We start from the raw sequence: 26,766 nt of genomic DNA, 5'->3' as shown, positions 1-26,766 counted from the left end.
TCCTTAAATTGAAAGAAATGAAAAAATTGGTCTTGATGATGGCGATAGTTTTTACATGTGGAGTAACTTTCGCAGTTCCTGTAAATACGACTGACGAAAAGCCAAAAACAGAAAAAACTTGCGATAAAGAAAAGAAATGCTGCAGCGAGAAAAAAGCTTGTGACAAAAAAGCGGAAAAAGCAGACAAAGCCTGTTGCGACAAAAAAACTGAAAAGACTGAAAAAGAATAGTCGATTCACATTCGAAATACAAAGAGGTTGTCCAAAAAGTAAAATTGGACAGCCTCTTTTTTATTGTCCTGTTGTGAACGCCCAACAAAGCTCTAGTAAACAAATTGTTTGCTAAAACAAGCTACTAAATTTGTGTGAAACGAAATAAAGTTTCTACCGCCAACCACTTACCGTAACATTGATCGATTGGCTTCAAGAATTAATCGACAATCGAATTAAGTAGAAGAATAGCCCATAGACAAAGAACTATCATTATCAGCCCTCATTATCCTGTTAATGCTAAATCCGAAACGTTGTTTTCAATACATTGCCACAACTTTAATAAATAGCGCACATATCAATTGGAACTGCTCATGATATATATATAAACGGCCGACATTGTCATCATACCGACATAGAATCTATAATTTATTTAAGTTTTATGATCAAAATCCAATTCAGCCACCCAACTGGCAAACGCCAACGAATGAAATAACAATGCAAAAACCTACTTAACCATATTCTATTGTTGTCTAATACCTATTAAAGATTAATTTTGTCGCATCTTTATTGTCTACAACAACCTTTATTCGCACATCCCAATGAACAAAATTAATCAGTTGTACTACCTTTTCATGTTTACCTTAATTTTGGCCTGCTCATGTAGTAACGAACAAAAAGCCAAAGACTACGCAGATTATATCAATCCTCTTAAATTGACACCACTCTCTTTTGGTGTCGTTAACAAAACCATGGAACAACAATCATCTCCCGATGTTTTATCTCCTGAAACAACGGTTTTGATTGACCAACGTGTTTATGAATATGACATTTCATCCGATTTCGAAAAATCACCGAAATACGATATTTCAATAAACAACTTACCCAAAAGTATTGAGGTCATGCGGCAACAGGAGGGAGCTCAAGCCAAACAGTTCGCTAAACACGCCAACACAATTGTTTCGTTTAACCAAAAAGATTTCAAAAGAATTATTGAAAAACAAATCATTGGCAATAACGAAGTTCTGTTTAATGAAAGTTACCGTGGAGACAATGCGCTTGACTTTTGTTTGAGTGTTGCCATGAATACCTATTCTGCCTTAAAAAACACTTGGCTTTTGGTTAAACTAGAGCAGACTGATGGTCAGATCAGAGACTATATCTTCCCAATTATTACCGACATCACAAAATATGAAAATCAAAGATTAGCCTGTGCCGTAGATACAATAAATACATTTGATTTTACTGATATCGTAATCTCACATGATAAACGCTTGTATCTATTTTATGAACCGGACAGTAATTTAATTTTCGATTTTTTTACCGACTCATGCAAAAAACACCCGTTTTTTACAATCAACAAATCCTTCAATTATATCGAAATTTCTCCTTTCAGCTTGAAAAACGAAACAACAAACTATCTCAATCGAAAATATAGCAAGGAAGTGGAAGTCCTGAGTCATGATTTTAAAAATCCCTATTGGCTAGGTACCTATAATCTTAAAACCTCCGAAATCACGTCAAAAGCGAATACAATTTATATCCAAAGCAGTATCAGTTCTGAGTATTCGGCCCTACTTTTCAAGTCGGGGTCATCAGTTGGACGGAAATATACAAATGGATATGATCGGGATCTGGTCCGGCATGCCGATAACTTTGCAAAAGCAGAAACCTATTTGGGAAATTGCAATTATTATTCTGCGCGAATAATCTGTAGAAATAGCATTAAAGAGTTATCTGATTTTGTTGCAAGAACAAACGATGAACGTATTAAAAATGAAGGAAGGCTGTTGCTTTCTGAATTTCAAAGTTTACAATTTAACGCATTAAATGGGTTGGATATTTATGGCAATCCCCCCGGATGGGTTCCAATGGTGTCCTATGAAATCAACAAGGCTGCATTTACAAAAGAGATCGAATACGCTTCAAACGCTATTTTCATCAATTATGTTTTGGGTTCTGCGAACAACAGCTTACAAGAGGAAATTAAAAAAATAGATGACGCAATAAAAAAGCTTAAATCAGAGAACTCCGATCTTGAAAATGAAGACGCAAAATTGCTGAGTAAAATCGAAAGTGATTCGACACTTTTAGTTGAGATGAAAACTCTTCAAACGACCTGCAAAAACCAAATTTCAGAATTGGCCCGCGATTTACATCCGAATGCAAAACGGAATGTGACCAAACGAGCATGGGGAAACATGATCAGTTTTGTTGCAAAAACAGTCGCGAGTGTTGCAGTAGTAGTCCCAGGTGGTCAGATCGTTGCAGCAGTTGCTGTCGGGGTTTCTGTGATAGCGAGCACCGTTGCGGATATTGACATTGACGATCCATTGAGCCTCCAGAATATTGAACTTGTCGCTGCGAATGCAGGAGAATTGGCGGAAAGCATCGAGCAAGTGGCAAATTCAATACCGGATGAAGAAATTGAAGCGAGCTCTTCAATCGTTGCCCAAAGTGATTCAAAAGCACTAAAAAACAAAAAACACAAGGAACTAGCTGAAAATACCACAAAATATGCAGGCTGTGTGAAAAACTCACTAGACAATACTGTGGAAACAGTTCGAGCGTTTCAGCAACTACCCGGCCAAGTCGCGAATAACAAAAAAGTTGAAGAAGAATTAAAAAAACTATTGTCAGCAAATAGCGACCATAACAAACTAACGGAACAGCTAAAAAAAGCTGTTGACAGTGCACTGGTAATTTGCAATTCCATAAACGAAAAACTATCGACATATTGGGCAAACGAAAATAAGATTCAACGAAATCTTGAAATACTACTTTTAAAAGACAGAATTCTTTCTGAGGATAAAAGTGCACTCTCTCCTGCTGAAAAGCTCACCATCGAGAATTTGAAAAATGCGTCGATGAAAAGGTTATTCGAATACCACTACCTCATGGCCAAAGCCTATGAATATCGGCTGATTGAATCCTTTCCTGAGGATAATGTAAATGTGGAAGAATTTGTAGGAAATGTTCAAAAGACAATTCAACAGGCTAATGGTAAGTTCGATGAAAGTGTTCTGGAAAAATCAAGCATCCTTTTCAATGAAATTATACAAAAAATAAACTTTAGAATAATCAGTCACTTTAATTCTGGCGGGAGCTTACTGTCCTCCGATGTTATTTACTATTCGTTAAACAAATCTGAAATAAATCAAATTAATGCCGGCAAAACCATTGAACTTAATTTGTACGAAAAAGAGAACTTGTTCCCCCCCAACGAAGAAAATCTTAGGTTAGTTGACTTGAGCGTCGCATCTTGTTCTTTCTCCAACGATCACTTTATCCATGCGAACCAGAACAACGAAGTAACACTTGAAAAGGAGGGCAGCAATTACATTAATCTAAATTTTATTCATTCGGGCATTAGTACCTTGCAAAAGGATGGCCGTTTATACAAATTTAACCATTTGAGCAGCGACAAACACGACCCTGTCTGTTGGGAATCACACATTGACTTAATCGGCAATGACATCCAGACAGAAAGCATTTCAAATGATTCAAAATCACTTTTACTTGACGCATCAGGAAAAGACACGCAAGGTGACCTATCACTATTTTCGACACCAGGCGTAAACGCTGACATTCGCATTAAGCCATGGTTCAACAGTCCTGCGCAATTTAAATCGATCGTTGTAAAAATAACCTACGATAGTCAGAAGCTCAGTAGTAGTTTCAAAACTCTAAAATTCTACAGCAATATCGACATACCGGAGCTATATTACAATATATCTGCAGCAGATATTAATGGGCTGCAACATAGCGGAAGTAGTCAATTCCAACGCTGCTATCCCCAAAACAAAGAGATAAAAATTGAAACTTTTGACAACATTCAAGGCTATCAATTTGACCATTGGGAATCATACACAAATGGTAAATGGGAACGTATTCTGTCTGATAGCTCTAGCTCTCTAAAAATATCAATAAACGATCATCAAATTATCAAAGCTATTTTTAAAGAAATCTGACACCCGAAAACATGCCATACTTAAGTCTGGAAATGCATTGTTAAGTGGGCGGCTGCGGGTGCCTACTCAATGAAACCGACACGATACAGCTGTCAACAATTATTTGATTCCGAGCCAAAAGCTTTGTATTTTCGCCTCAAATTCAAATCCATGAAAGCTCCCAAATCCTTTCGTTTGCATATCGGTTTATTCGGACGGCGCAACGTTGGCAAATCATCCTTGCTGAATGTTTTGACCAGCCAGCAGGTTTCTATTGTTTCGGAAATTGCCGGAACAACAACCGACCCGGTTGAAAAACCAATGGAACTACTTCCGTTGGGACCTGTTTTATTTATCGACACTGCCGGTGTTGATGATGAAGGTGCACTGGGAGAACTGCGCATCCGGAAAACCATGTCGGTAATCGACCGGACAGATTTGGCCATCGTTGTTTCGAACAGCCAGGAATGGGGTGAATTTGAGGAAACATTGGTACAACAATTTCGGGAACGCGAGATTCCGATGCTCATTGTTTTCAACAAATGCGATCTTTTCCCTGCTCAATCGTGCCTGCTCAATAGCTTAGCCGGTGAAAAGCTGCAATGTTTGCAAACTTCGGCTACTACCGGAATGGGCATTCCTGAATTGCGCGAGGCTATTCTGAAATCGGCTCCGGATGATTTTATTAACCGACCAGCCATTGTTTCGGATTTGGTTGGCCCCGGCGAAATGGCAATGCTGGTAGTTCCGATTGACAAAGAAGCCCCTAAAGGCCGTTTAATTCTGCCACAAGTGCAAAGTATACGCGACCTGCTCGACGGCGATTCGTTCTGTATGGTAGTTAAAGAACGCGAATTGCGCGAAGCTTTGAACCGGCTGAACACACCGCCCAAACTGGTGGTAACCGATAGTCAGGCCTTTTTAAAAGTAGCCGCTGATACGCCTCCCAATATTCCATTGACAAGCTTCTCCATTTTATTTGCGCGCCATCAGGGCGATTTGGCAGAGATGGTTCGTGGAGCGATGGCGATTGACCAGTTAAAAGCCGGTGACAAAATTTTGATCGCTGAAGCCTGTTCGCATCACCCGATTGGCGAAGACATTGGTACGGTAAAAATTCCGCGATGGCTGACCCAATATGTTGGTGGAAAACTGGAGATTGACCACGCCCGGGGACGCGACTTCCCCGAAAACATCACGGATTACAAAATCATCATCCACTGCGGAGCTTGTATGTGGAACCGACGTGAAATGTTGTCGCGTATAATGAAGGCCCGTCAGTTATCAATTCCGATTACCAATTATGGTTTAACCATTGCCTACTCGCTGGGGATTTTTGAACGAGCCCTTCAGCCTTTTCCGGCAGCCTTGGAAGTTTACCGTGAAAACCTGTTGCTGAGAAAATAACCACATGACAAAATGTTCTGCAATCTCAGACTAAATTCAATTTAAATGAGCGCCTTCACCTGGTCGATTTGGGATTGAAAGAACGTCAGATCGTAGTCATCCTGCTCAAGGGTTTCCCGAATCCGATAAGCTTGTTCGTAGTATTTTAGCGCCTGTTGATAATCCGGAGGTGAAAGCTCGCGATACATGAGCGCCAGATTAGAATAGAATACCGGACGCTGCGCATTCAATTCAATCGCTTTAGAATACCAGCTCTTTGCTTCACCCGGGTTGCCCAACTCATAAAGCGCATTCCCAATAATATTATACAAATAGGCCAACTCTTCCGGCTTATCAATCAAATCGCCCGACTGGTCCATATAGGTTGAAAACTCCGCCAATCGTTCCACCCGAACGGCCGAATCGGCCAAATAGTTGAGATAGTACGACAAATCATATGCATCCTCCCGGACATTCTTTCGCACCGAAACAGCCTTCACATAAAATGAATAAGCAGTCTGCAAATCGGGCGAAATCTGTTTCGTGAACATTAAGCCCAGGTTGGCATAGAAAATCGGGCGATTCTCTTGCAATTTAATCGCCAATTGGTAATACGGAATGGCATCCGAAACCCGCGAGTCCTGAAAAAGAAGATTGCCCAGTAAATTATATAAACTGGCCGCATCTTCCGGCTTTTCGCGTTCAAGCTCTTTCCGATCAAATACAGCCATAAAATCCGACAAACATCCGGCACTACGGGCACAATCGGCATAATACTCCAAATAGTAACTCAGTGAATATTCATCAGATGCAGCCACCCTGCGCAATCGTACGGCTTCTTTGTAAAACTGCAAGGCCTGCTGCACATCGGGCGATGGTTGATTTTTCAACACGAGTCCCATGTTGGCCTGATAAATTGGGCGTTGGGGAACTAACCGAATCGCTTCGGCATAGCAATTTTTGGCTTGCTGGTATTGCTCGCCGTTATAGTACAAATTACCGAGCCTATTGTAAACATTCGCTTTATCTTCCGCTTTTAAAATCGATGGATCTTCCCCCTCCCATTGTGTGATGAACTCCTGCATTTTACCGGCTTTAAACGACGTATCGGCCAAATACTCATAATAATACGACAGACTGAACTCGTCTTTATCCAGTTCCTTACGTAGCTTTAAAGCTTTTTGATACTCGGCCAGGGCAAGCTCATAATCGGGACTTTCAAGCTCCAAAGCCATTAATGCCCGATTGGCATGAAAAATCGGTCGAATTGGATCGAAAAGGATGGCTTGTTCATAAAAGCCGATCGCTTCATTCAATCGCCGATCGCCAAAATACAGGTTGCCAATACGGTTATAAACACCGGCTAAACGCGCCATATCCGCCCCTGCTCTCGTGAGTTTGCTTGCTTCGGATTCGAAAAGTTCCAGTTTATCGATCTTATAAAGCACTTCAGCCCATCCTTCCAAATAAAATTCCAAATCATAATCATCGGATACAGCTTTCTTGCGAAGTGCCACAGCCAACTGGTAATTGTGATCTGCATTTTTGTAGTCTGCCGGATCGAGTTGAGCATACATCAACCCAAGATTTGCCCTGTAAATAGGCTTCGTTTCATCCAAAGCAGTAGCTTTCTGATAATATTTTATTGCTTCGCGCACCCTCCCCTTTTCGTAAAGCAAGTTACCGGCTCGGTTATACACGTTCGCCATGGTCACCGGCGATTCATCTACGTTGAGGTTTTTCTCAAATTCAGAAATTACACGAATAAGTTCGTCACAGTCAACCCGTGACTGTGAATACAATGCCAGGATCATTGGGTTGAAGTTCCTGTATAACGCATTGACCAGGCAGTTCTTGTAGGCCGCTTCCGATAAGTAATTCGCGGCATAATAATTTAGGTATTCGAAATTAACAGCATCCTGAGCCAGAGAAAACAGGGTGAAGGATTTTAAAATCTCATCGTAATAATCGGCTCGCGATTGGGCGATTTGAATGCGTTTCCCTTTTTTCCGAACCAAGAAATGGCGTCGTTTCAAATCGTGTCGGTCTTTACAGGTAATTGCAAAACGAACATGCTCGTTTGATTGATCCTCGAGCTGACAGTCGTAATCTTTTTCCAGCGGTAATCCCAACCCGATAAAAAATGCCTTCAATTTTGGCGGTACCTCCTCGTTCCGAAGGCTTTCCATAATTGCTAGACTCAAGCGTCCTTTTGTCCGGATAACTTCGTAGCCCTCGTTGCGGTATCGATCTGTTCCGGAGATCTCGTCGAGCAAGCTCTTCCGCAATAGTGAAATATCAAAATCTTCGGGGAAGAAATAATTCAGCAAGTGATCGAACAAGCGGGAAACAGCTTCATAATTCGCGGACAAATCACTCGCTTTAAAATACTGAAATGCAGTAGCATACAGCTTCAACGAGCGGGCATCCATCTCGTTTAGCTTCACCCATTCAATTTCTTTATCCATCAATTGAAGGATTGCCTGCGAATCGAAATCACCCAATTGCAATCCCTGATAAAGTGGATCATAGCTGGTCGATTCTATCGACTTCCACACCAACTTCCGAATATTCTCATCGATTATCCCCAGAATTGTCCGAATCTGATCAACCTGTTTGGTCATTTCCGGAACGTCAACCGTCTGGCTTTCGCTGGGCTCCAACACCGCCACCTTGCTAACAGGAGCAGTTCGGTTAGTTGTTTTATTCACCGAGGACAATTCACCAGTTCCGGAATCGAACACTTGCTGCGAGGGAGCACCGCTTTGCAACACATTTAGTTTGAACACCTGTTCAACCTTTTCGTGCTGTTTTATCTTTGCCTCCAGGTCTGCTTTGCGAACAATCAAGTCCTGGCGGGTTCGTTTCATGATTTCGAAATACGATGACAAGCCTTCCATCCAATTCGGATAGTTTTGAATCACTTCCGCTGAAATATCAATGAGTTCGCGAATGTTGTCCCATTCAATTTCAGCCTCATCAATTTGTTTCAACAATGGCTTTTGATAGAGCAGCGCCAACGACTTGTTGTACTTGGCCACTAGGTTTTTAGCGTTGAATTTAATCGCTTCTTCAAAATGAGCTACCGATTGATTTAGTTGTGACTGGTCGCCAAAACGCCGAAAGAAATTCAGCCGGGCATTCCCGAGATCGTTCAAAATATAGCTGCTAACTGCATGCAGCAAATTATCGGAAGCTTCCTGACGAACGATGATGGACTTCTCCGACAGTTCGAGCATGTAGAACTGCATGCGGGCCGATGGCATCAACTCATCGCTTTTCGATTTAATCGTCCAATGCTCTGAACTTTCTCCGGGGATGATCTCCAGTGAGCCGGACGTTAGTCCGTGCCGATGCAGCATGTCCGAAACAAAAGCCGTATTTCTTTCCTGCAAGGCCTTTCGCAACAACCCCTGCTCATCGGGTAATTGAGCGACATTGTTCACCCCAAAACTTCGAAAATGAAAGAAATTATGCTGATAATCTTCAAAACGATTTAGCAAGCCGGGAGAAATAAATTCGTAAAAAGAAGTATTGAGATTGGAGTTATCGTACATGAAATAAGCACCAACATTTGGGCTGGACACAATGGCCTGATTATAGTAGTTGAAGCTTTTGGTGATGTAACCTTTTTCGGCATACACGCGAGCCAGACCGCACCATAAAATACCAACAAACGTTTCGCTCACAATCGCTTTTATTTCAATTCCCTCTTCAAACTTTCGCCTGGCTTTGTTCAACTCCTTCAAAATCCAGTAAATATATCCCTGTGCGGCAAGAGCTGCTATATTTCCCGGATTGACTTTCAATACATTATCATATTCACCTAATACCAAATACGCCTGGTCACGATCAGTTAGTCCGTCTTTACGAAATTTCATTTCACTCCAGAATGCCAGATCATAACGGGCGATTTGAAAACTCGGATCTTTTTCGCAGGCCTTTTGAAACAGCAAGATTGCCTTGTCGATGTCAGGCTCCAGATATCCTTCGGCTAAGATGTACAGCACGCTATTCCGGCAGAGGTCGGGAGCCAGCGCTTTGGCACATTCCAGCTGCTCACGAGCCAGCTTAAAGGCATTCAGCAAGGTGTCGGAAAGAGCATGGACGACATAAGCATTGAAAAGGATTTCCCGGGTATCATCGAATAAACTGCGGGAAGGTCGCAACAATATTTTTCGCATCAGCGAGTCCGTCGGGAACGACAAAAATGCCAAATTCATAAACGTTTTCAAATCTTCCTGATACGGACGGTTTCCCGGGTTCCGGCCAATTAGAAAGATAGCCTGTTCCAATCGGGAGATCACCATCTTTAGGTTATGCCTGATTTCAAAAATTGGATTGGCATTTCGCCCCGACAAACTAGCGATTCGCTTTTTATAAATAAGACAGAGCGAATGGCCGATCCGGATTCGGGAATAGTGATGTAGAAAACGAATAATGGAAAAACGGAGCAGGGGGATCAGGAGCAACCAACGGGCAAATTTTACCCGAATAGAAGTTTCGCTCTGATGCATGGCTCGCTCGTACAAGTCAATTGCACTGTCGAATGCATTAATGGTATTCGATGCCGCCATATCGCGCGCTTCCTGATACAGCGCGTTTTCCTGAAGGAATGAAGTTGGGAACAGCTTAACTTTACCGTCGATATCCTGCTTTATTCGCGAATAAATTTCGGTGGTTACTCTTGAATAAACCCGCTCCATCAGCTGATTATATTCGCGGGTGTCGAGGATATCGGGTGTTTCGTCGGTGGTGAGCGAAAACCTGACCGATTGGGCCAAAGTCGCCGGGCGCGCGGAATTGCCAACCTGAACGTAAGGCATGATATGAATGATCCAATCGCCGTTTTCTTTGTCTTCGCGTACCGAATAATTTCCGTAAATCCGAATGTGTGACGTTTTCCTGGGGTCAGTTGCCTGCATCGATTTCTCTTCATCAGAGCTTTCTTCTTTCAGAATAGAAAATCGTTTGATGCGTTTATTAATCAGCTCGGTGAGATCGTAATTGAGCATCTTCAATCGTTCCACATTCTTTAGCTGAAACGCATCGTTTACCTGTTCCAAAAATTGAAACGGTTCAACGTAAAAAGTATATCGAAACGGCTCTTCTGTTGCTTTTAACAAAACACTAGTCCGCCGCAGCAAAAAATAAATCAACAGGAAAATGACCACCAGCAAAAGCAGCGCGTAGTTAACCGGATTGATGAAATACGGGGTTAAATCAACTGTTTTTTCATCGCTTAGCATTTCTTTTAAAACCGGCCAAAACAACACCAGTACTTGTCCCACTGCGGTTAACATAGCGGCAATTCCGGCTACTTTACCATTTTTACGACGCGACAGGAGCTTCTCTTCAATACTTTTCAATCGCTCAACCTTTTCGCCCGAAAGAAGTTCAGTTATATTCATATCGTCAGGGAATAAAGTCCGTTCTCATTCAAATCAACGGTTTTATTTACGCACGGGCATAAAAAAAGATATGAACAGACTTCAATCCCCAGCCATTCAATGAAGTGGAAACAGCCAGAGCCACAAAAATTTAGGGCCAAATTAGAACCAATAACCCAGGTTGGCAGAGAAAGTTGGCTTGCTATGATAATCGGAATAGCCCACACCAACATCCAGCGGACCGACGATGGTTTTTAGCGAGTATTTTACACCTCCGCCGTAGACCGCCAACTCCGGAAGAATTTCATTGTATTCGCGTCCTTGCTGCAAGCTATTGAAGACAAACGAAAGATACTGGCTCGATGACAGGCGAAAACGCACTCCCAGCAAACCGATCGCAGAGTACCGCTCGCCGATAACTACAGGCGGCATTCCGGTGAAGGGGAAATGATAATTGAAATAGCGGGAATAAGCTTCGCCACCAATTAAAGTTGATTTGATTGACGGGAAATATTCGTTGAGAATTCCTCGTCCGTATAAATTCACCAGGAATGCGGTTTTAGAGCTAACCGGGAAAATATTCTCCATTTTCAACAAAAGGAAGGGCGACGACTCGCCATCTTTCTTCAAATCGGTATTGAAATTGAATTCGCAATAAAGCCGGGTTCCTTTTCGAGGAAAATAAAACTGATCCTGATTATCGAATGACAGGTAAAAACTGGCGCCACTAAGTAAAAAACTGGTTTGGTCGGAGAGTATATCCGATGCATCCCTGGCAAAAACATCACCATCAAAAAACTCTTCCTGAAAGGCAAACCCGGTCCTAAACGTATTAGATCGCTGTTCAATATAAATCTTTCCGGAAGTATAAAAAACATCCGCGTCGAAAGCCTTCTTTCCGTCGTTATAAATATTATAATTTTGATATTTGGCATTGACCGCAAAACCTAAATCGGGAAATCCATGCCAATTTGTTTCGGCCACCAGTTCCAAGCTTGGGTTGGCCGACAGCTCAGTACTTACCGACAGAAAACTAAAGGTTCGGGAATAGTCTTTCCAAGTGGCATTCAATAGTAAGGCAGCTGCTTCGGTTGTGTTTACTCTGAACCCAATATTCTGCGACCGAGCCTCTCTTGGTGTTAAATGCAGTACAAGCGTTTTTCCGTTTTCATTATCATCCAGTTCGAAATACACATGATCGAACCCACCGGTTCCGTACAAACGATCTATCGCTCCTTTTATATCGGCATAGTCATATCGTTGATCAACAGGCAGATTCATAATTTCCTCTAAAAACGACCTGTTCATCTCCTTGTCGCTTTGCAGCTTAATATCGGAAACAAACCACTTCTGTTGCTCTACCAACTCGCGGGAAACTGACCTCGGCTCAAGTTGATACTGCTTCTTCAATTCCCGAATTTGTTCGCGCAAATTCAAGGTTGCCTCAGCTCCTCGCTTAACAAGCGTATCCGAAGCTGCTCGGCTGAAACTGGCTCCGGTAAAACCTGACACATTCGGTCGAATAATCAGGTTGCAAAAGCTTTGGTTTTCCTCATCTTTACTTTTACTGTAAAAATTGATGAGGTTCAAAAATATTTCACCCAACGACTTAATTTGAGTCCGATCGTAATAATCGTCGCGTATATCGACACCAATGATAATATCGGCTCCCATATTTTTCGCCACATCAACCGGGAAATTGTTCACGACTCCCCCATCGACCAGCAACTTGCCATCGTGCTCGCCAGGTAAGAAAACCCCGGGGATGGCCATACTCGCATACATTGCTGTTGGAAGAAAGCCATGATCGAGAATTTCTTCATTTCCATTTTCCAAATTGGTAGCCAGACACGCGAAAGCGATCGGAAATTTCGTAAAATCAGCATCACCGGGCACATTGCCGGCCAGGCCGCAAAACACGTTCATTACATTTTGTCCACGAATTACGCCCTGCGGCAAACTCAACTTACGCTGATTATTGAAGGGCAACGAGAAAAGATAGCGCTGTTTCAGCGCCTGATCTCGAGGCGAAAGGTATAAGCGCGAAACGTCATCCGACAGCACCTGCTCCCAATTCTGGGCCTGCACTATTTTTTCCAATTCGTCCGATGAATACCCCAATGAATAAATCCCGCCAATTAAACTACCAATACTGGTTCCAACAATAATGTCAATGGGAATTCCTTCCTCCTCCAATACTTTAATCACGCCGATATGCGCAAATCCCTTTGCACCTCCACCACTCAATACTAATCCAACTTTTGGGCGCTTCGGTTCGGTTGGAGCCTGAGCGCTGGCAGTTAAATTCAGCAACAGAACTATCAACAAAAGAAACGGGCTTGAATAAATCAGTTTTCTATTTCTCATACTTCAGCTATGGACTTTCAAGATCGAACAAAATTCCAATGATCCTGATCAATGACGCTATTAAAATCGTAAAATTAATTATCATGTAATGTGCGAGGTTTCAAATTCTGCTATTCTACATCGAACCAATTCCTCTTCTGTTTATTTTGAAACTTGGTTCGCGATTCGAATGCGTATATCGACAGCTTGAAACGATGTGGCTTGCGCTAATATCGGGTTCAAATCCATTTCGCAAATTTCGGGCGCAAGCTGCAAAAGATGCGATACCCGACAAAGCAACGCTACAAAACCAGCCAAATCAATTCCTGCCTTGCCCCTGAAACCTGCCAAAATTGGATATGCGCTAAGCTTCGTGATCATTTGTTCGGCCTCTTCGACGCTAAGTGGTGCCAGACTGCATTGAATATCGCGGATCGCTTCGAGCCAAACCCCACCTAATCCACACAAAACCAGATGCCCAAAACCGATTTCCTTTTTCACGCCTATGTAGAGCTCCATGCCTGAAACCATTTGGGCAAGCAAGATCGCATGCGTTCCGGGAACGTTCATTAATCGACGAAAATGGACCACAACCTCGTCAAACGTATTGATATCCAACACAACCCCATCAACATCGCTTTTATGCAACGGACCAACAACCTTCATAACCAGCGGAAAACCGAGTTGCCGAGCCGCCTGTAATGCTTCATTCTCGGAATGAGCGACACAATCTGCCACAACTGGAATTCCGGCCGCCTTAAGCAGCTCGCCGGCAATAGCAGGCTCTAAAAATCCATCCGGAGCATTCGACATAATTGCACGAACAGCTTCCTGATCAATCGGAAAAGCCTCGTGTGTGGCTATTTTCGGAACAGATTGTTCCCTGAGTCGAATCAATGCTTTTCCCAGCTCCACCTCATCGGGGAAGCAAACCTGACCAGATGCAATAAACTCGCGCATTTCCGCCTCGGCATTCACGACCGATGGCAACACCGCATAAATTGGTTTCCGACAGCTTTTCATCTTAGCTTTAAGCACCTGATAAACCCGATCGACCGCCCCCAGTCCAGGACTACCAAAAATAACCACCATCGCATCAATTTCGGAAAAGTCATTCTCGCCGGCATCAATAATTTCACTCAACTGATCGGCCGTACCGGTAGCCAAAAAGTCGATGGGATTTTCGACCGATGCCCCCAGAAACAGTTTTGCCTTTAATTTGCTTTTTTTTTCTGAATCCAAGATCCGAGGCACCTTAAAACCTCCCTTCTCAAGCGTATCGGTCAACATAACAGCAGGACCACCGGCATGGGTGATGACGGCGAAGTTAGTTCCGGCCATTTCTTTTGAAAGCAGCAAACCGCCCATCGTTGTTAACTCTTCTCTCCCATAGCAGCGAATAACTCCGGCCTTGCGAAACAGCGCGTCAACTGCCAGATCGGAAGATGCCAAAGCGCCGGTGTGCGACAGTGCCGCCCTTGCTCCCGAATCGCCAACTCCTGCTTTTATGGCCGCAATCCGACAGCCCTTCTGAATCAACGAACCGGCATGTTTCAGTAGTTTTTGTGGGTTGCGAATACTTTCCAAGTACAGCAATTTAACCCGAGAACTTTGCTGCGGATCGAAAGTTTGGTCAAAATGTTCGAGTACTTCTTCGACACCAATTTGGGTCGAATTCCCGACAGAAAACACCGATGCGAAACGCAAGCCTTTAGCCATCCCCGACTCGAGGATAAAAACAGCTGTTGCACCCGAACCCGAAATAAAATCGATTCCCTGCGGATCCAAAGCGGGAACCGGACTGGTAAACACCCCTGCATAAGTCGCACTGATTAATCCGATGCAATTAGGACCAATTAAGCTGGCTTGGTATAAATTAACCAACGACAACAATCGGGTTTCCAACTCCCTTCCTTCAACTCCGCTTTCCGAAAATCCGGCCGAAATTACCACAAATCCCCTCGCTCCTTTATCCCTTGCTAACACCTCTACCGCATCGACACAGGCAGCTGCGGGGATGGCCAAAATAGCCAGATCAACCGCCGGCAGTTCATCAACTGAAGCAAAAGCCTCGATGCCTTGAATACGATCCTCCCGAGGATTCACCACATACAAATCGCCGGTAAAAGGATGCACCAGCAAATTTTGCAACAAATGACCTCCTGGCTTCGATAGCGTATTAGAGGCTCCAACAACAACAATAGACTTTGGATGAAGTAAAGCTTGATTAAGCATGATTCAATCTGGTTTTTACCAAAGGTAGTAAAGCCATCAATAATTCGTGCTGATTTTGGTCAGCTGCTCGTTATTGAATTTCAGCTTAAATTTTACCGCTTAGCAAAATCAGGATCAATGCTTTCACTCAATCGTAGCAAATCCGATTTTTATAAAAACATGGAGGACTTCTCAACTTCCAAACCCATACGAAACGAACAAGCAATACAGCCAACTTTTTTAGTCCAAAACCGAAGCTTCTAGAAAATTATAGATAGTTTTGCCTACTAATTATGAGCAAAACTTCTGAACAACGAATAATGGTTTACTGCGACTTTTCGGAGTCGATGAACGACGCCATTGTACATGGATTGCGAATTAGCCAGATTTTCAAGAAAGAGCTTTGCCTTTTTCACCCCTATGGTTATGGGTCGAAAGACAACAAGCTTGGTGCACAAAGAGGTCTTGGACTAATTATCCGAAGGTTGAAAGAAGATTTCCCGTCGGCGACGATTTCGAGCCTGACGTTGAAAGGCAATTTAAGCCGAAACATTTCGCGGATCGCTGAAGAGTACGACGCGATTATGTTGGTTTTGAATGTGGAAAATCTGAAAACTAAAATTCAGGCGTTACAGGAAAGTCAGATTCCCTTTTTGTTTATTAACGGAAGCAGCCCGGAAAGTCTGCGCTACGACAGGGCCATGCTGCCGGTTGATTACCGAAAAGTAATGAAAGACACGGCACTATGGGCCTCCTACTTTGGCCGGTTCAACCAATCGGCTATTGAGGTTTTTTGCGCCCGCGAAACAAACAAGGACAACCAGTTAATGGTACGCAAAAACCGCAAATTTATCGAACAGCTGCTATACAAACTTCAGGTTGATGTGCAATTCTCCGAATCGCAAAAAGGCAGTTACAAACTGCCCTTTGAGTCGCTTGATCGTTGTCGGGTCGACGCCCATAATCTGATGATTATTCCGGCCAGCCAACACATTAGCCTGCTCGATATCATGATTGGATTGCCCGAAACCAAGCTTGTGAAACGGGCCGGAAATATTCCGGTCATGTGCATTAATCCGAAACGCGACATGTACATTTTATGCGATTAATTCAATTTTAGGATCGACACGGAGCAACAACATCCAAGCTTCAATTTCGTTTAATTCGCGAAAGAATAACTCAACTATGACAAAGCAATTTCTCACCTTCATTTTACTCTTCACCATAAGTATGACCAGTATGGCACAAAAACCTGAGTACGAGGTTCTGTTCCATGGCATTGGTGATAACCGCGAATTCACACAAAAATACAGCTACCCACAAACCATCATGGGCGAGCGAACCAGCATCGAGCTGGGAACAACCATCGACAGCCTGCACCGATTTCGGTTCGGCCTGAGTCACTTGTTCGAATTTGGCACCGAGGCCGATCAGGTGAAGCCCAAACTAACAGCCTACTACCGCTACAACGACCAAACAAACACCTTCTTTTTCGGCGCCTTTCCGCGAATGGACTTGCTGGATTTTCCGCTGGCCATGCTCGCTGACACCTTCTTGTATTACCGTCCCAATATTGAAGGATTGTTCGGTAAGCATAGCTGGAGCTGGGGCCATCAACTGGGCTTTGTTGATTGGACCAGCCGACAAACAATGACCCAACGCGAAACATTTATGGCCGGTCTGTCGGGAGAGATGCGCTTCAACCTGTTTTATTTTCAGAATTACCTGTTGCTCTATCACCATGCACTTACCGCTGCCGAAAACGCCGACGAACATATTTCCGACAATATGGGGTATGCATTGTATTTAGGGTACAACTTTCAACAATTAACCGGACTTCAAAAAGCCTATCTGAAAGTGGGCGTTTTAGGCTCATCGATTCGGGAACGGAATGTTGATGATGGCTACACGACCGGCACCAGCCTGAGCGGGCAGCTTTATGGAGAAGGCAAACGCTTTGCCCTGCGGTCGACTTTTAGTTTTGGCGAAGGACACCAACTAATGAACGGTGACCCGTACTATGCACAAGACAGCTACCTGCGCACTGATGTGATCTGGAAATTTCTGCAATACAACAATATTCAGGGTACGTTCAACCTTTCGTTTCACTTAGTGGACGGAAGCACGCTCGACCAGCAGCAACAGCTCTCGTTGGTTTACCGGTTTGGCAATGCGAACTAGCTTTGGCTTCAAACTGGGGAAAATCCATCTCTTCAATTTCGGGTAACAACCGGGCAAAAAAAAAACCGAACCCGAATAGCCGGTGAACAAATTTCAATTATTTCTGAATACCGATAAATGTTTCTTATCGGTGAATACCTTCGGTGAAGTTTTGTAAATTGAACCTGGAAACGGCACTGCCTGATCATCCAATTGCTCGAAGTTAGACTGCTCAAACTGACAAAACAACCTAATGAAACAACGAATCCAATTCATCTTGAAGATTACCTTCGCCTTTGTGTGCTTAATTGTTGAGAATACGAATGTGTTTAGTTGCTCTGCCTTTTTAATGAAAGGAGATAATTATTGTATCGTTGGGTTTAACGAAAACTGGAAGTCGATGCCCGGGATAGTGGTCTCGAATAAACGAAATGTTGTTAAACGAAATTTAAGCTGGAAGCATCTTGTGTCGAAGGAAAAACCATCAGAACCGGAGATGGAGTGGACTTCAAAGTATGGTTCAATAAGTTTTAATTTACTTGGGCTCGACCTTCCGTGTTATGGCGTAAATGAAAAAGGCTTGTTTGTTGTCGAATTGTTTCTCGATCATACCTTCACCGCGAAAGACAGCCTAAAACCGAACATGTTTTGGGCCCAATGGATCCAATATCAACTGGACAACTATGCGACTGTATCTGAAGTGATTGACGGTTTGCAAACGACAGCAAACATTGACTGGTGGCCGACATTTCCGGGAAGTCATTTCTTTATTAGCGACAAGGACGGAAATACTGCTGCGATTGAGCTAATTGATGGCAAATACAGTATATCAACCGGGGAAACGATGCCAATTCCGATTTTGTGCAACAAAAAATATCAGGATGAGTTAATCCAAATCAAAAAATTTGAACCGTTTGGGGGAACTGAGACCTTGTCTTTAAACCCTCAAAGTTGGGAAAACAGATTCGCAAAAGCAGCCTATCACATTTCGAACTACGACTCATCGAACAACGAAAACCCGGTCAGCTTTGCCTTTAGTGTGTTGGATCGGATAAAACCCGGAGAATGGCAAGTGGTGGCTGACTTGAAAAACGATATCGTCTATTTTAGATCCGACCAAGGACAAGCGATAAAAAAGCTTTGCCTCTCAGATTGCGACTTCTCCCCAAGCGCCACGGTAAAATTCATCGACATTAACAGCAATGAGCAAGGCAATGTCTTCAATTCATTATTGGACTTAACCGTTGAAATTAATGACGATTACGTAGAAAAAGGATTTCCAATCGGCTATGAAAATACCGAGTTCTACAACTCCAACAGTTATTTCTATTTAAAGGAAAATCTTCATTCCTATATCGTTGATAAACTAAAATAAACACCCGTTTTCGCTGCGACTCAAACAGGTAATAGCTGCCCAAATTAGTGTTAGCCCATTATTACTATTTCGGAAAACCCGAATGCTTAGGTGTGTTTCTTTCAATGATTCGTTTAGTTTTAAGGCATGAAAAATATTGAAGTATGTTCGTTGGAAGAATGCCAGTCGTCTGGTAAAAAAGTTGTAGTAGTTGATGGGTTGGAAATTTTGCTCGTTTATACCGACGGAGCTTATTTTGCAGTAGACAACCTCTGCCCACATGCCCAAACCCGATTGGTTAGCGGTCGGGTTGAAGAAGGCACGTTAACCTGCTCGAACCACGGCACCTGTTTCGATCTGACAACCGGAGCAGTTCGGATTGATAAAATTGATGAAGATCTTCTGAAACAATTAGATGTTGACAACCTCCCATTTGGACCACTAAAAACGTATCCGCTACAGATTGTCGATGGTATGATTGTAATTACCGTTTAAATCACCGGTGATGAATGCTACGAAATTCAACAAATAAAGAGAGTTCTGCAGAAAATAAAAAGGATTATTTTCTGCGCCCCGAGTTTCGTAAAGATTTTGATTTTGGATTTACCCAACTCCCTTTATTTTCGGTTGTTCCTTTTTTCGGCGGTCGGGCTTTGGGAGTTGCACTGTTTTGAGAGCTTCTACCGGAACTTCCGGTTGATTTAGCTGACGGCGAACCGGCGATCTTGCTGGAACCGGAAATCAGTGCTTTTAGTTCAGCTATTTCGTGTTCTTTAAAATTTCGCCATTTACCAACTGGCAAATCCAGCTTCATATTCATAATTCGAATGCGGGTAAGCGATTTTACCTCGTAGCCAAAATATTGGCACATGCGCCGAATCTGCCGGTTAAGTCCCTGCGTTAGAACGATACGGAACTGTTGTCTGCCCAACATCTCAACTTCACACTTTTTGGTTTTAGTCCCCAGAATTGGCACGCCTCCAGCCATTCCTTCGATAAAAGCCGCATCAATCGCTTTGTTCACCGATACGACGTATTCTTTATCGTGTTGGTTTTCAGCCCGCAGAATTTTATTGACAATATCGCCATCGTTGGTTAAAAAAATCAGGCCTTCACTATCCTTGTCGAGTCGTCCAATCGGAAAAATACGTTTGTCGTGCCCAATAAAGTCGACAATATTGTTTTTCTCCCTTTTACCATCGGTCGTACAAACAATTCCGGCAGGCTTATTAAAAGCAATGTAAACGAATTTTGCTTTTTTGGGGGCAGAAAGCGTGTCGCCATCAACCTTCACCACATCTCCATCAGAAACCAGCGCTCCCAATTCGGCAACCTGGTCGTTAATGGTTACTCGTTTGCTGCGCACCAATTCATCGGCCTCCCTTCGTGAACAAAAGCCTATTTCGCTTAAATACTTATTACATCGAACACTCTGTCTTTCTTCCATATCCCAATTTTCAGTTTCCCAAGAACGTGAAATAATTTTAAATCTGCATCAAACAGGTTGAAGAATCCATTTTCGGATCAACAGAATCTTCAAACAAAAAGGCCAATTTACTCTCCTTCAGCAACGAAACACATCACCCGAAATGCATGAAAGGATGTCATCTTTACCAGAGATGACATCCTTTCATTTTTGGCTGCCAAAGCCTCCTTTGTTGTATTTTCGGTTATTCGGTCACCAGCTTCATTTCGTCCAACAGGTAGCCTGCTCCGGCAAACTTATCAATGATGAAGAGCAGGTAACGCACATCAATCATGATGTTTCGGCATTGATCGGGATCGAACAGAATGTCGCTCATAGTGCCCTCCCAACAGCGATCGAAATTAATCCCAACCAATTCTCCGTTTTCATTTATTGCCGGGCTACCTGAGTTTCCGCCTGTGGTGTGTACCGAAGCGGTGAACGCAACAGGAACTTCCCCATTTACTGCATACCGGCCAAAATCTTTCGAAGCATACAAATCTCTCAGATGCTGAGGCACATCGTAATCGTAAATATTGGGATTATCCTTTTCCATAATTCCTTTGAGCGTGGTAAAGTTCAAATATTCGACACCGTCATAGGGCCGATAACCTTCTACTTTTCCGTACGCTACGCGTAAAGTCAGGTTCGCATCGGGATATAAAGCTTCTCCTTCTTTCATCTCCAAAATGCCGGCCATATAGGTCTTTTGCGCCTTTTCTATCGCGTCGTTTAATTCCCGGTATGGCTTTTCCACATTGGTCAGATAATAGCCGCGCAAATTATCGAAGAGCGAAATGATTGGATCGTTTTGCAATTGCTCTATTCCTTTTTCATCCAGATTATGAATTAGCTCGGCCAGCTTTACCCGATTGGTCAGAATCGACTTTCGATAGACCTTTTGAAGTAATTTTTGGTCGTCGTATTTTCCCAGCAATTTCTTGAACTCCTTCGGAAGAAGCGTCGGATCCAAATCTGCTCTCAGCATACGCATCAGTTCGGTAAAGACCTGTTCATCTGTCGCCTGGTCGAAATCTTTAAAATGCTTGTCTAGTTTTACAATGAGCTCGTCTTTCAGTTTAAGTTGAACGTCTGCTCCGGCTTGTTCCCAGCTGGCTTTATTTCGTGGAACAAGGGTCGCCAAACTAAATATATCAGTTCCACGAAACACAATCTCATCGTAATAGTTTTTTGCCCGATCGTAGGGAATCAGGTCATAATAAAGCTTCTCGAACACGTTCAAAACACTTCCATATTGGGCTTTCAATCGGCTATCTGTCTGAACCCATGCTTCAAATTCATCTTCAAAATTTTGTTTCATATCCAGCGCGTTCATCCGTTTCAAACCACGAATTTCGCCTTGCCATCGTTTCCACGAATTACTGGTTGACGCATATTTAGCCGCATACTGAATCCGTACTTTTGGATCAGCATCCATATGTGACCGAAGAATGTCGAGTTTCTTCGTTCTGATTTCTATTCGATCCGGATTGCTTTGGTTCATCAGCAAATCTACCGCCACTTTGGGCAGATACTGATTGGTACTTCCGGGAAAGCCAAAAATCAAGATGAAATCTTCGGGTTGAATTCCCTTCATTGAAATGGGGAAGAAGGCTTTGGGCTTGTACGGAACATTGTCTGGTGAATAGTCGGCTGGCTCATTATTTTTATCGGCATATACTCGAAACACCGAAAAATCGCCGGTATGCCGGGGCCACATCCAGTTGTCGGTATCACCACCAAACTTTCCAATAGCCGAGGGAGGAGCTCCAACCAGACGTACATCGCTAAAAACTTTGTAGACGTACAGAAAATACTGATTCCCGTTGAATATTGGCTTCACAACGACCTCATAGTGATTACTATCCTTCGCTGCTCTTTCGATTTTGGTGATATTTCGTTGTATTCGATTCGTCAAATCCTGACCTTTTAAACTATCGGTTCCTGCAAAAACCTGTTGCGACACGTCCTCCATACGATCGAGAAAACGCACTGTCAAACCGGGGTTTGGGAGTTCTTCTTTTTGCGACTTCGCCCAAAAACCATTTGTCAGGTAGTCATTTTCGACTGAACTATGCGACTGAATTTGCGAATAGCCACAATGATGGTTTGTAAACAGTAGACCTTGATCGGAAACCATTTCACCGGTGCAGCCACGTCCGAACAATACCACACCGTCTTTCATACTACTGTTGTTAATACTGTAAATATCATCAGCAGTGAGCCTAAAGCCCATTTGCTTCATTTCGTCGATATTGTACTTTTTAAGTAAGGTTGGGATCCACATTCCCTCGTTACCCGAGGCGATTAGAATGCAATGCACTAATATTCCCAACAGTAGAATTTTAATTTTCACCATTTTCTTCACTTATCGTTTTCTATTCTTTTTGACTTTATCGGATGAAATAAAAAATGCCGGCAAGCCAGCATCCAAAAGTAAGGCTCTCCCCTGATTGACAGCCTGACATTCATCAGTAAATTAGCCGTTTTTCAGAGCCTGTTCGCGCGACAGCTGTAAACCGGGTTCTATTCAAACTCCTTTAAATGTTGATACAATTTATGAACCGGTAAGCCCATCACATTGTAAAACGATCCTTCGATTTTATAGATTCCCACAAAACCGATCCATTCCTGAATGCCGTAAGCTCCTGCTTTGTCGTAGGGTTGATATTTATCGATGTAATAATTGATTTCGTCATCGCTCATCTCATCGAACCAAACTTCGGTAACCGCATGGAACGATACTTTTTTATTGATGCTTTGTAAATACATCCCGGTTATCACCTGATGTTGTGAGCCGGAGAGGGATTTCAACATATCGAATGCTTCGTTCCTGTCAGCCGGCTTTCCCAAAACTTTTTCGTCTTTCCAAACAATGGTATCCGCTGTGATAATTAGTTCATCGTCAGCCATGTTTTGGGTCAGTGAGTCGGCTTTCAATTGAGCCAGATACTCCGGAATAGCGGTCATTCCAAGTTCCTCCGGATAGAATTCGTCAGAATCCGATGGTCTGACTTCAAATTTCAAGCCCAACTCGTCTAACAACTGTTGGCGACGCGGTGAAGCTGACGCTAGCACCAATTTATATTTAATGAGATTTTCGAGCATCATTAGATTGACCTCCAGTAATAAGATTTTTCGTTGATCCAGGTGTCTTGTGCACGCATGACTTGTTCGATGATGTCGCGAACACATCCTTCTCCTCCTTTTTTATCAGAAATATACAAAGAAATTTCTTTGATTTCGTGCACTGCGTCGATTGGGCTGCAAGGAAATCCGACCAACGACATAATTTGAAAATCGATCAGGTCGTCGCCCATATACAGCACTTGATCGGCAGTAATGCCAACCTTTTCCATAAAGTCGTTCAATGGCTGTATTTTATCGCGAACACCCATGTAAATATGTGGAACGCCTAACTTTTCGTATCTCATCCGTACCCGGTCGACCGCACCACCTGTGATAATGGCTACATGATAGCCCATATTCAGCGCATTTCGCAGAGCGTAACCATCTTTCACGTTGGCTGTCCGAACCGGATCACCTTCTGAATTGAGCGCTGAGGTATCCATCGACAGAACCCCGTCGATATCAAAAACAAGGGCTTTTATGTCCTTCAGTTTATCTTTTATAAATGTCATTTATTTGGTATTTTATGAGCCTCGAAAATACTTTTAGATACAAAACTATAGATTTCTTGCAGTTCAGGTTGTTGCTCTAAAATTTTCAAATGCTTATTAATAATTGCTTCGTCAAATCGTTTTGCTGGACCGGTTTGAGCGTCAAAGGGTAAAACTTCCATCACTTTAGCCGCGGTCTCTACAATTAGGGGTTTCAGTAAATTAAAATCGACACCACTTTCCTCGACTACCTGTTGCCCCAGGTAATAAAAGTGGTTGACAAAATTACAAGTAAAAACCGCTGCCAGGTGCAAACTTTGCCTTTGAGCAGAATTAATCTCTTCAACCTGATTTGACAAGAGCGATGCTAAGGCCTTCAGTTTGGCGAGAGTTTCAGGACTTGAAGCTTCGATACAGATTGGTATTGATTTAAAACTAATCTCTCGCTGTTTCGAGAATGTTTGCAATGGATAAAAAACACCATAATTGCACGAATGACCTGCCAAAACCGACATGGGCAAACTGCCGGCTGTATGGACAATCAACTTTTCATTGCAAGCCAACTGTCCCAGTAGACCTTCAAGTGCGTCGTCTTTCACAGCAAAAATCAACAAATCGGCATCCAGACAGATCTTGTTTATCTCAACTGTGAAGTCGCAGTTAAGCTGTTTGGCAAGAGCAACCGCAGAAGCCTCGGTACGACTATAGACCTGCATAATTTGCAACCCTGCCTGATAAAGAGCCGTCCCCAGCCGTGTGGCAAGATTTCCAGCTCCGATTATTGTAATTGTTTGAATCATTCTATTCGTTTTCAGCGATTCAAAATAACAAAAAAACGAGCGAATACCGGCTCTATTATAGGAATTCCGTCAAGAACAATCCCTTTTAGGCCATTTGACTCGATGGCGATTCCAATTGATCGATGTTTGTCAGGAAAAGGCAATAAAACAAAATGAAAAAGTATCCGCCAACATGGGTGTCCAGATTCGAATCGCCGAGGTTACTAATCAACAAAATGGCCACAAATGCCATCCCAATTGCATTTCGGCACATCCCGGATTGGATAATCGGCAGGGCTAATAAACACAGAATTAGAAGGGTTCCGAGCAGCCCAAATCGTACCAGCCAAGCTAAATATTGATTGTGCGCATCGGCATATTGATCCTCTGCCATATCAGATCCCATTTCCTGATAAGCCTGTTGGTAGGCTACCTTCCAATTTCCGGTTCCTACTCCAAACCAAAAGTTATCGTGCCAGATCGACCATGCGGCTGTATAATACTCAATACGCTGCGCCAACGACTTATCATTGGCGTTTCCTGTCTTCATATAATTATCGATTTCCCAAACACTAACGTACAAACGAGGGTACAGAGATAGATGCCGCGTTGTAAGCATATAATTACTAATTCCCGACTCGATATATTTAATCTCCTCGCCAGAAAGTTGCGCCAATCCCATTGCGTCTTTGGTTAGGTTCCTCGAACTTAAGTAGCGAATCAATGTATCCTGAACACGATAATCTTTCTTATCGAGTCCGTCAAAATCCAGTGTCGACCTTTTGTTCCATTCTTCTCTCAACTCGCTTTCGCATATATACAATCCAACAAAGTGTCCATTTTCAGTAAAAGGATTATCAAAATCGTGCCAGTAAGGATTTCCCAATGCCGTTTGAGTTGGCAATTTCTCCAGTTCTACTTCGTCTATCCTGTAAAAATCGGTTATCACCGTATATAGATAAAATGACGGAATGGCAACTAAAGCAATCGCCACTAACAATGATGCCAACCTCCATTTGTAGCTTGAATTTACAAGTAGAAACTGCCCTATTGAAATAAGAACAACTCCCAAAAACGTTATGATGCCTGTTAAAGATTGCTGCCAGAACAAAAAATACAAAAGAAATAAAACGATTGGTAAGAGAATGATGCGATACCTGATTGGATAACTAGTTTTCGCCTTGCTGATCAAATATGTTTGGATACTTATAGCCAAAATAATCATCAGGCTAAAGCGGATATGGTGAACAAAACCAACAGATTGGGCAGCCAATAGGGGTTGATTTCCGAACCAATGAAAACGGCAAAAAGTTATGAACGCGGAAATAAAAACAGATAGAACGAAAACCTGCAATACCCTCCGAAGTTTTTGCGGAGACATTTTCGGCGCCCAAAAGAATGATAATGGGACTAATAAGAAAGGAATTGCTTTCTTTAAATCATACAGTCCTGCGTTTAAATCCTTGCAAAACAAAATTCCAAAAACATGAATCAGGTACACAGAAATGATTAGTAGAAGGTATTTACGTTCTTTTATTTCTCCATTGCCAGGTATCTGCTTTCCAGCGGCTATTGAAAGAACGAAAAGTAGTACCGCTGCCATAGAAATTAGTGCTACAGAAAATGGCAATGCAATAGCAAATATTAATAGGCCTACGTAGAAAAGGTCGTTTCGACTGAGTTTATTCATTAGGGCAATAGTCATTCGGTATTCCGAAGATAGCAAAAAAGTCAGTCCCCAAAACAGAGGGCAAAAAAAAGCCCGATGCTCTGGAGAACAACGGGCTTGAAAAGAGGGCGACGACCTACTCTCCCACATAAATGCAGTACCATCGGCGCTGGCGGGCTTAACTTCTCTGTTCGGAATGGGAAGAGGTGGAACCCCGCCGCTAT

16 protein-coding genes and 1 rRNA gene are annotated in these 26,766 nt (G+C 42.9%); 7 read left to right on the top strand and 10 right to left on the bottom strand.

Going from position 1 to position 26,766, the window contains the following annotated elements; all coding sequences use genetic code 11:
• Positions 1–17: 17 nt before the first annotated feature.
• The 3 genes from ABZD21_RS13350 to hydF all read left to right on the top strand — a co-directional run bounded on the left by ABZD21_RS13350 (position 18) and on the right by hydF (position 5,566).
• Complete coding sequence (locus ABZD21_RS13350) at positions 18–230, top strand: hypothetical protein (RefSeq protein WP_372775530.1); 213 nt, start codon at positions 18–20, stop codon at positions 228–230.
• A gap of 581 nt (positions 231–811) precedes the next feature.
• The gene (locus ABZD21_RS13345) at positions 812–4,180 is read left to right on the top strand and encodes a hypothetical protein (RefSeq protein ID WP_372775529.1); all 3,369 of its coding nucleotides are present in this window, start codon (positions 812–814) and stop codon (positions 4,178–4,180) included.
• A 150-nt stretch (positions 4,181–4,330) separates the two neighbouring features.
• Entirely contained in the window at positions 4,331–5,566 is a 1,236-nt protein-coding gene (hydF, locus tag ABZD21_RS13340; protein ID WP_372775528.1) for a [FeFe] hydrogenase H-cluster maturation GTPase HydF, read from the top strand.
• A gap of 41 nt (positions 5,567–5,607) precedes the next feature.
• Here hydF and ABZD21_RS13335 read toward each other — a convergent pair whose 3' ends face one another.
• From ABZD21_RS13335 to ABZD21_RS13325, 3 genes are all read right to left on the bottom strand, one after another.
• The gene (locus ABZD21_RS13335) at positions 5,608–10,956 is read right to left on the bottom strand and encodes a tetratricopeptide repeat protein (protein ID WP_372775527.1); all 5,349 of its coding nucleotides are present in this window, start codon (positions 10,954–10,956) and stop codon (positions 5,608–5,610) included.
• A 141-nt stretch (positions 10,957–11,097) separates the two neighbouring features.
• Positions 11,098–13,302, bottom strand: a complete 2,205-nt coding sequence (locus tag ABZD21_RS13330) for a patatin-like phospholipase family protein (protein ID WP_372775526.1) — start codon at positions 13,300–13,302, stop codon at positions 11,098–11,100.
• Positions 13,303–13,443: 141 nt separating this feature from the next.
• Positions 13,444–15,516, bottom strand: a complete 2,073-nt coding sequence (locus ABZD21_RS13325) for an acetate--CoA ligase family protein (RefSeq protein WP_372775525.1) — start codon at positions 15,514–15,516, stop codon at positions 13,444–13,446.
• Between the two features lie 272 nt (positions 15,517–15,788).
• Here ABZD21_RS13325 and ABZD21_RS13320 point away from each other — a divergent pair, with 272 nt between their 5' ends.
• The 4 genes from ABZD21_RS13320 to ABZD21_RS13305 all read left to right on the top strand — a co-directional run bounded on the left by ABZD21_RS13320 (position 15,789) and on the right by ABZD21_RS13305 (position 19,504).
• The gene (locus ABZD21_RS13320) at positions 15,789–16,604 is read left to right on the top strand and encodes a hypothetical protein (RefSeq protein ID WP_372775524.1); all 816 of its coding nucleotides are present in this window, start codon (positions 15,789–15,791) and stop codon (positions 16,602–16,604) included.
• Positions 16,605–16,680: 76 nt separating this feature from the next.
• Positions 16,681–17,676 (top strand): hypothetical protein, encoded by a 996-nt coding sequence (locus ABZD21_RS13315; protein WP_372775523.1) that lies wholly within the window; start codon positions 16,681–16,683, stop codon positions 17,674–17,676.
• 232 nt (positions 17,677–17,908) lie between these two features.
• The gene (locus ABZD21_RS13310; protein ID WP_372775521.1) at positions 17,909–19,030 is read left to right on the top strand and encodes a linear amide C-N hydrolase; all 1,122 of its coding nucleotides are present in this window, start codon (positions 17,909–17,911) and stop codon (positions 19,028–19,030) included.
• Positions 19,031–19,156: 126 nt separating this feature from the next.
• Positions 19,157–19,504, top strand: coding sequence for a Rieske (2Fe-2S) protein (locus tag ABZD21_RS13305; RefSeq protein ID WP_372775520.1), 348 nt, complete (start codon positions 19,157–19,159; stop codon positions 19,502–19,504).
• Between the two features lie 64 nt (positions 19,505–19,568).
• On the opposite strand, the gene rluF is transcribed toward ABZD21_RS13305, so the two are convergent.
• From rluF to rrf, 7 genes are all read right to left on the bottom strand, one after another.
• Complete coding sequence (gene rluF, locus ABZD21_RS13300) at positions 19,569–20,456, bottom strand: 23S rRNA pseudouridine(2604) synthase RluF (RefSeq protein ID WP_372775519.1); 888 nt, start codon at positions 20,454–20,456, stop codon at positions 19,569–19,571.
• A 223-nt stretch (positions 20,457–20,679) separates the two neighbouring features.
• Entirely contained in the window at positions 20,680–22,833 is a 2,154-nt protein-coding gene (locus tag ABZD21_RS13295; RefSeq protein WP_372775518.1) for a S46 family peptidase, read from the bottom strand.
• Between the two features lie 167 nt (positions 22,834–23,000).
• A complete protein-coding gene (locus ABZD21_RS13290; RefSeq protein WP_372775517.1) occupies positions 23,001–23,552 on the bottom strand; it encodes a Maf family nucleotide pyrophosphatase in 552 nt (183 codons plus the stop codon).
• Between the two features lie 32 nt (positions 23,553–23,584).
• Positions 23,585–24,115, bottom strand: a complete 531-nt coding sequence (locus ABZD21_RS13285) for a KdsC family phosphatase (RefSeq protein WP_372775516.1) — start codon at positions 24,113–24,115, stop codon at positions 23,585–23,587.
• On the bottom strand, positions 24,112–24,894 hold the full coding sequence (locus ABZD21_RS13280; RefSeq protein ID WP_372775515.1) for a Rossmann-like and DUF2520 domain-containing protein: 783 nt from the start codon (positions 24,892–24,894) through the stop codon (positions 24,112–24,114). The genes ABZD21_RS13285 and ABZD21_RS13280 overlap by 4 nt, the downstream gene beginning before the upstream one ends.
• An 85-nt stretch (positions 24,895–24,979) precedes the next feature.
• Positions 24,980–25,423: an O-antigen ligase family protein gene (locus ABZD21_RS13275; protein ID WP_372775546.1), complete on the bottom strand. Its 444-nt coding sequence runs from the start codon at positions 25,421–25,423 to the stop codon at positions 24,980–24,982.
• Between the two features lie 1,242 nt (positions 25,424–26,665).
• A 5S ribosomal RNA gene (gene rrf, locus ABZD21_RS13270) occupies positions 26,666–26,766 on the bottom strand; the annotation flags it as partial.

The organism is Mangrovibacterium sp. (assembly GCF_041596335.1).
Lineage (GTDB): Bacteria > Bacteroidota > Bacteroidia > Bacteroidales > Prolixibacteraceae > Mangrovibacterium.
Note: the sequence above shows the minus strand (reverse complement) of the source record. Positions and strands in the feature narration are given on the sequence as shown.

Bases quoted from the DNA above. Each gene is read 5' to 3' on its own strand.
- ABZD21_RS13350 (WP_372775530.1), top strand. From the start codon at position 18: ATGAAAAAATTGGTCTTGATGATGGCGATAGTTTTTACATGTGGAGTA.
- ABZD21_RS13345 (WP_372775529.1), top strand. From the start codon at position 812: ATGAACAAAATTAATCAGTTGTACTACCTTTTCATGTTTACCTTAATT.
- hydF (WP_372775528.1), top strand. From the start codon at position 4,331: ATGAAAGCTCCCAAATCCTTTCGTTTGCATATCGGTTTATTCGGACGG.
- ABZD21_RS13335 (WP_372775527.1), bottom strand. From the start codon at position 10,956: ATGAATATAACTGAACTTCTTTCGGGCGAAAAGGTTGAGCGATTGAAA.
- ABZD21_RS13330 (WP_372775526.1), bottom strand. From the start codon at position 13,302: ATGAGAAATAGAAAACTGATTTATTCAAGCCCGTTTCTTTTGTTGATA.
- ABZD21_RS13325 (WP_372775525.1), bottom strand. From the start codon at position 15,516: ATGCTTAATCAAGCTTTACTTCATCCAAAGTCTATTGTTGTTGTTGGA.
- ABZD21_RS13320 (WP_372775524.1), top strand. From the start codon at position 15,789: ATGAGCAAAACTTCTGAACAACGAATAATGGTTTACTGCGACTTTTCG.
- ABZD21_RS13315 (WP_372775523.1), top strand. From the start codon at position 16,681: ATGACAAAGCAATTTCTCACCTTCATTTTACTCTTCACCATAAGTATG.
- ABZD21_RS13310 (WP_372775521.1), top strand. From the start codon at position 17,909: ATGAAACAACGAATCCAATTCATCTTGAAGATTACCTTCGCCTTTGTG.
- ABZD21_RS13305 (WP_372775520.1), top strand. From the start codon at position 19,157: ATGAAAAATATTGAAGTATGTTCGTTGGAAGAATGCCAGTCGTCTGGT.
- rluF (WP_372775519.1), bottom strand. From the start codon at position 20,456: ATGGAAGAAAGACAGAGTGTTCGATGTAATAAGTATTTAAGCGAAATA.
- ABZD21_RS13295 (WP_372775518.1), bottom strand. From the start codon at position 22,833: ATGGTGAAAATTAAAATTCTACTGTTGGGAATATTAGTGCATTGCATT.
- ABZD21_RS13285 (WP_372775516.1), bottom strand. From the start codon at position 24,115: ATGACATTTATAAAAGATAAACTGAAGGACATAAAAGCCCTTGTTTTT.
- ABZD21_RS13280 (WP_372775515.1), bottom strand. From the start codon at position 24,894: ATGATTCAAACAATTACAATAATCGGAGCTGGAAATCTTGCCACACGG.
- ABZD21_RS13275 (WP_372775546.1), bottom strand. From the start codon at position 25,423: ATGAAGACAGGAAACGCCAATGATAAGTCGTTGGCGCAGCGTATTGAG.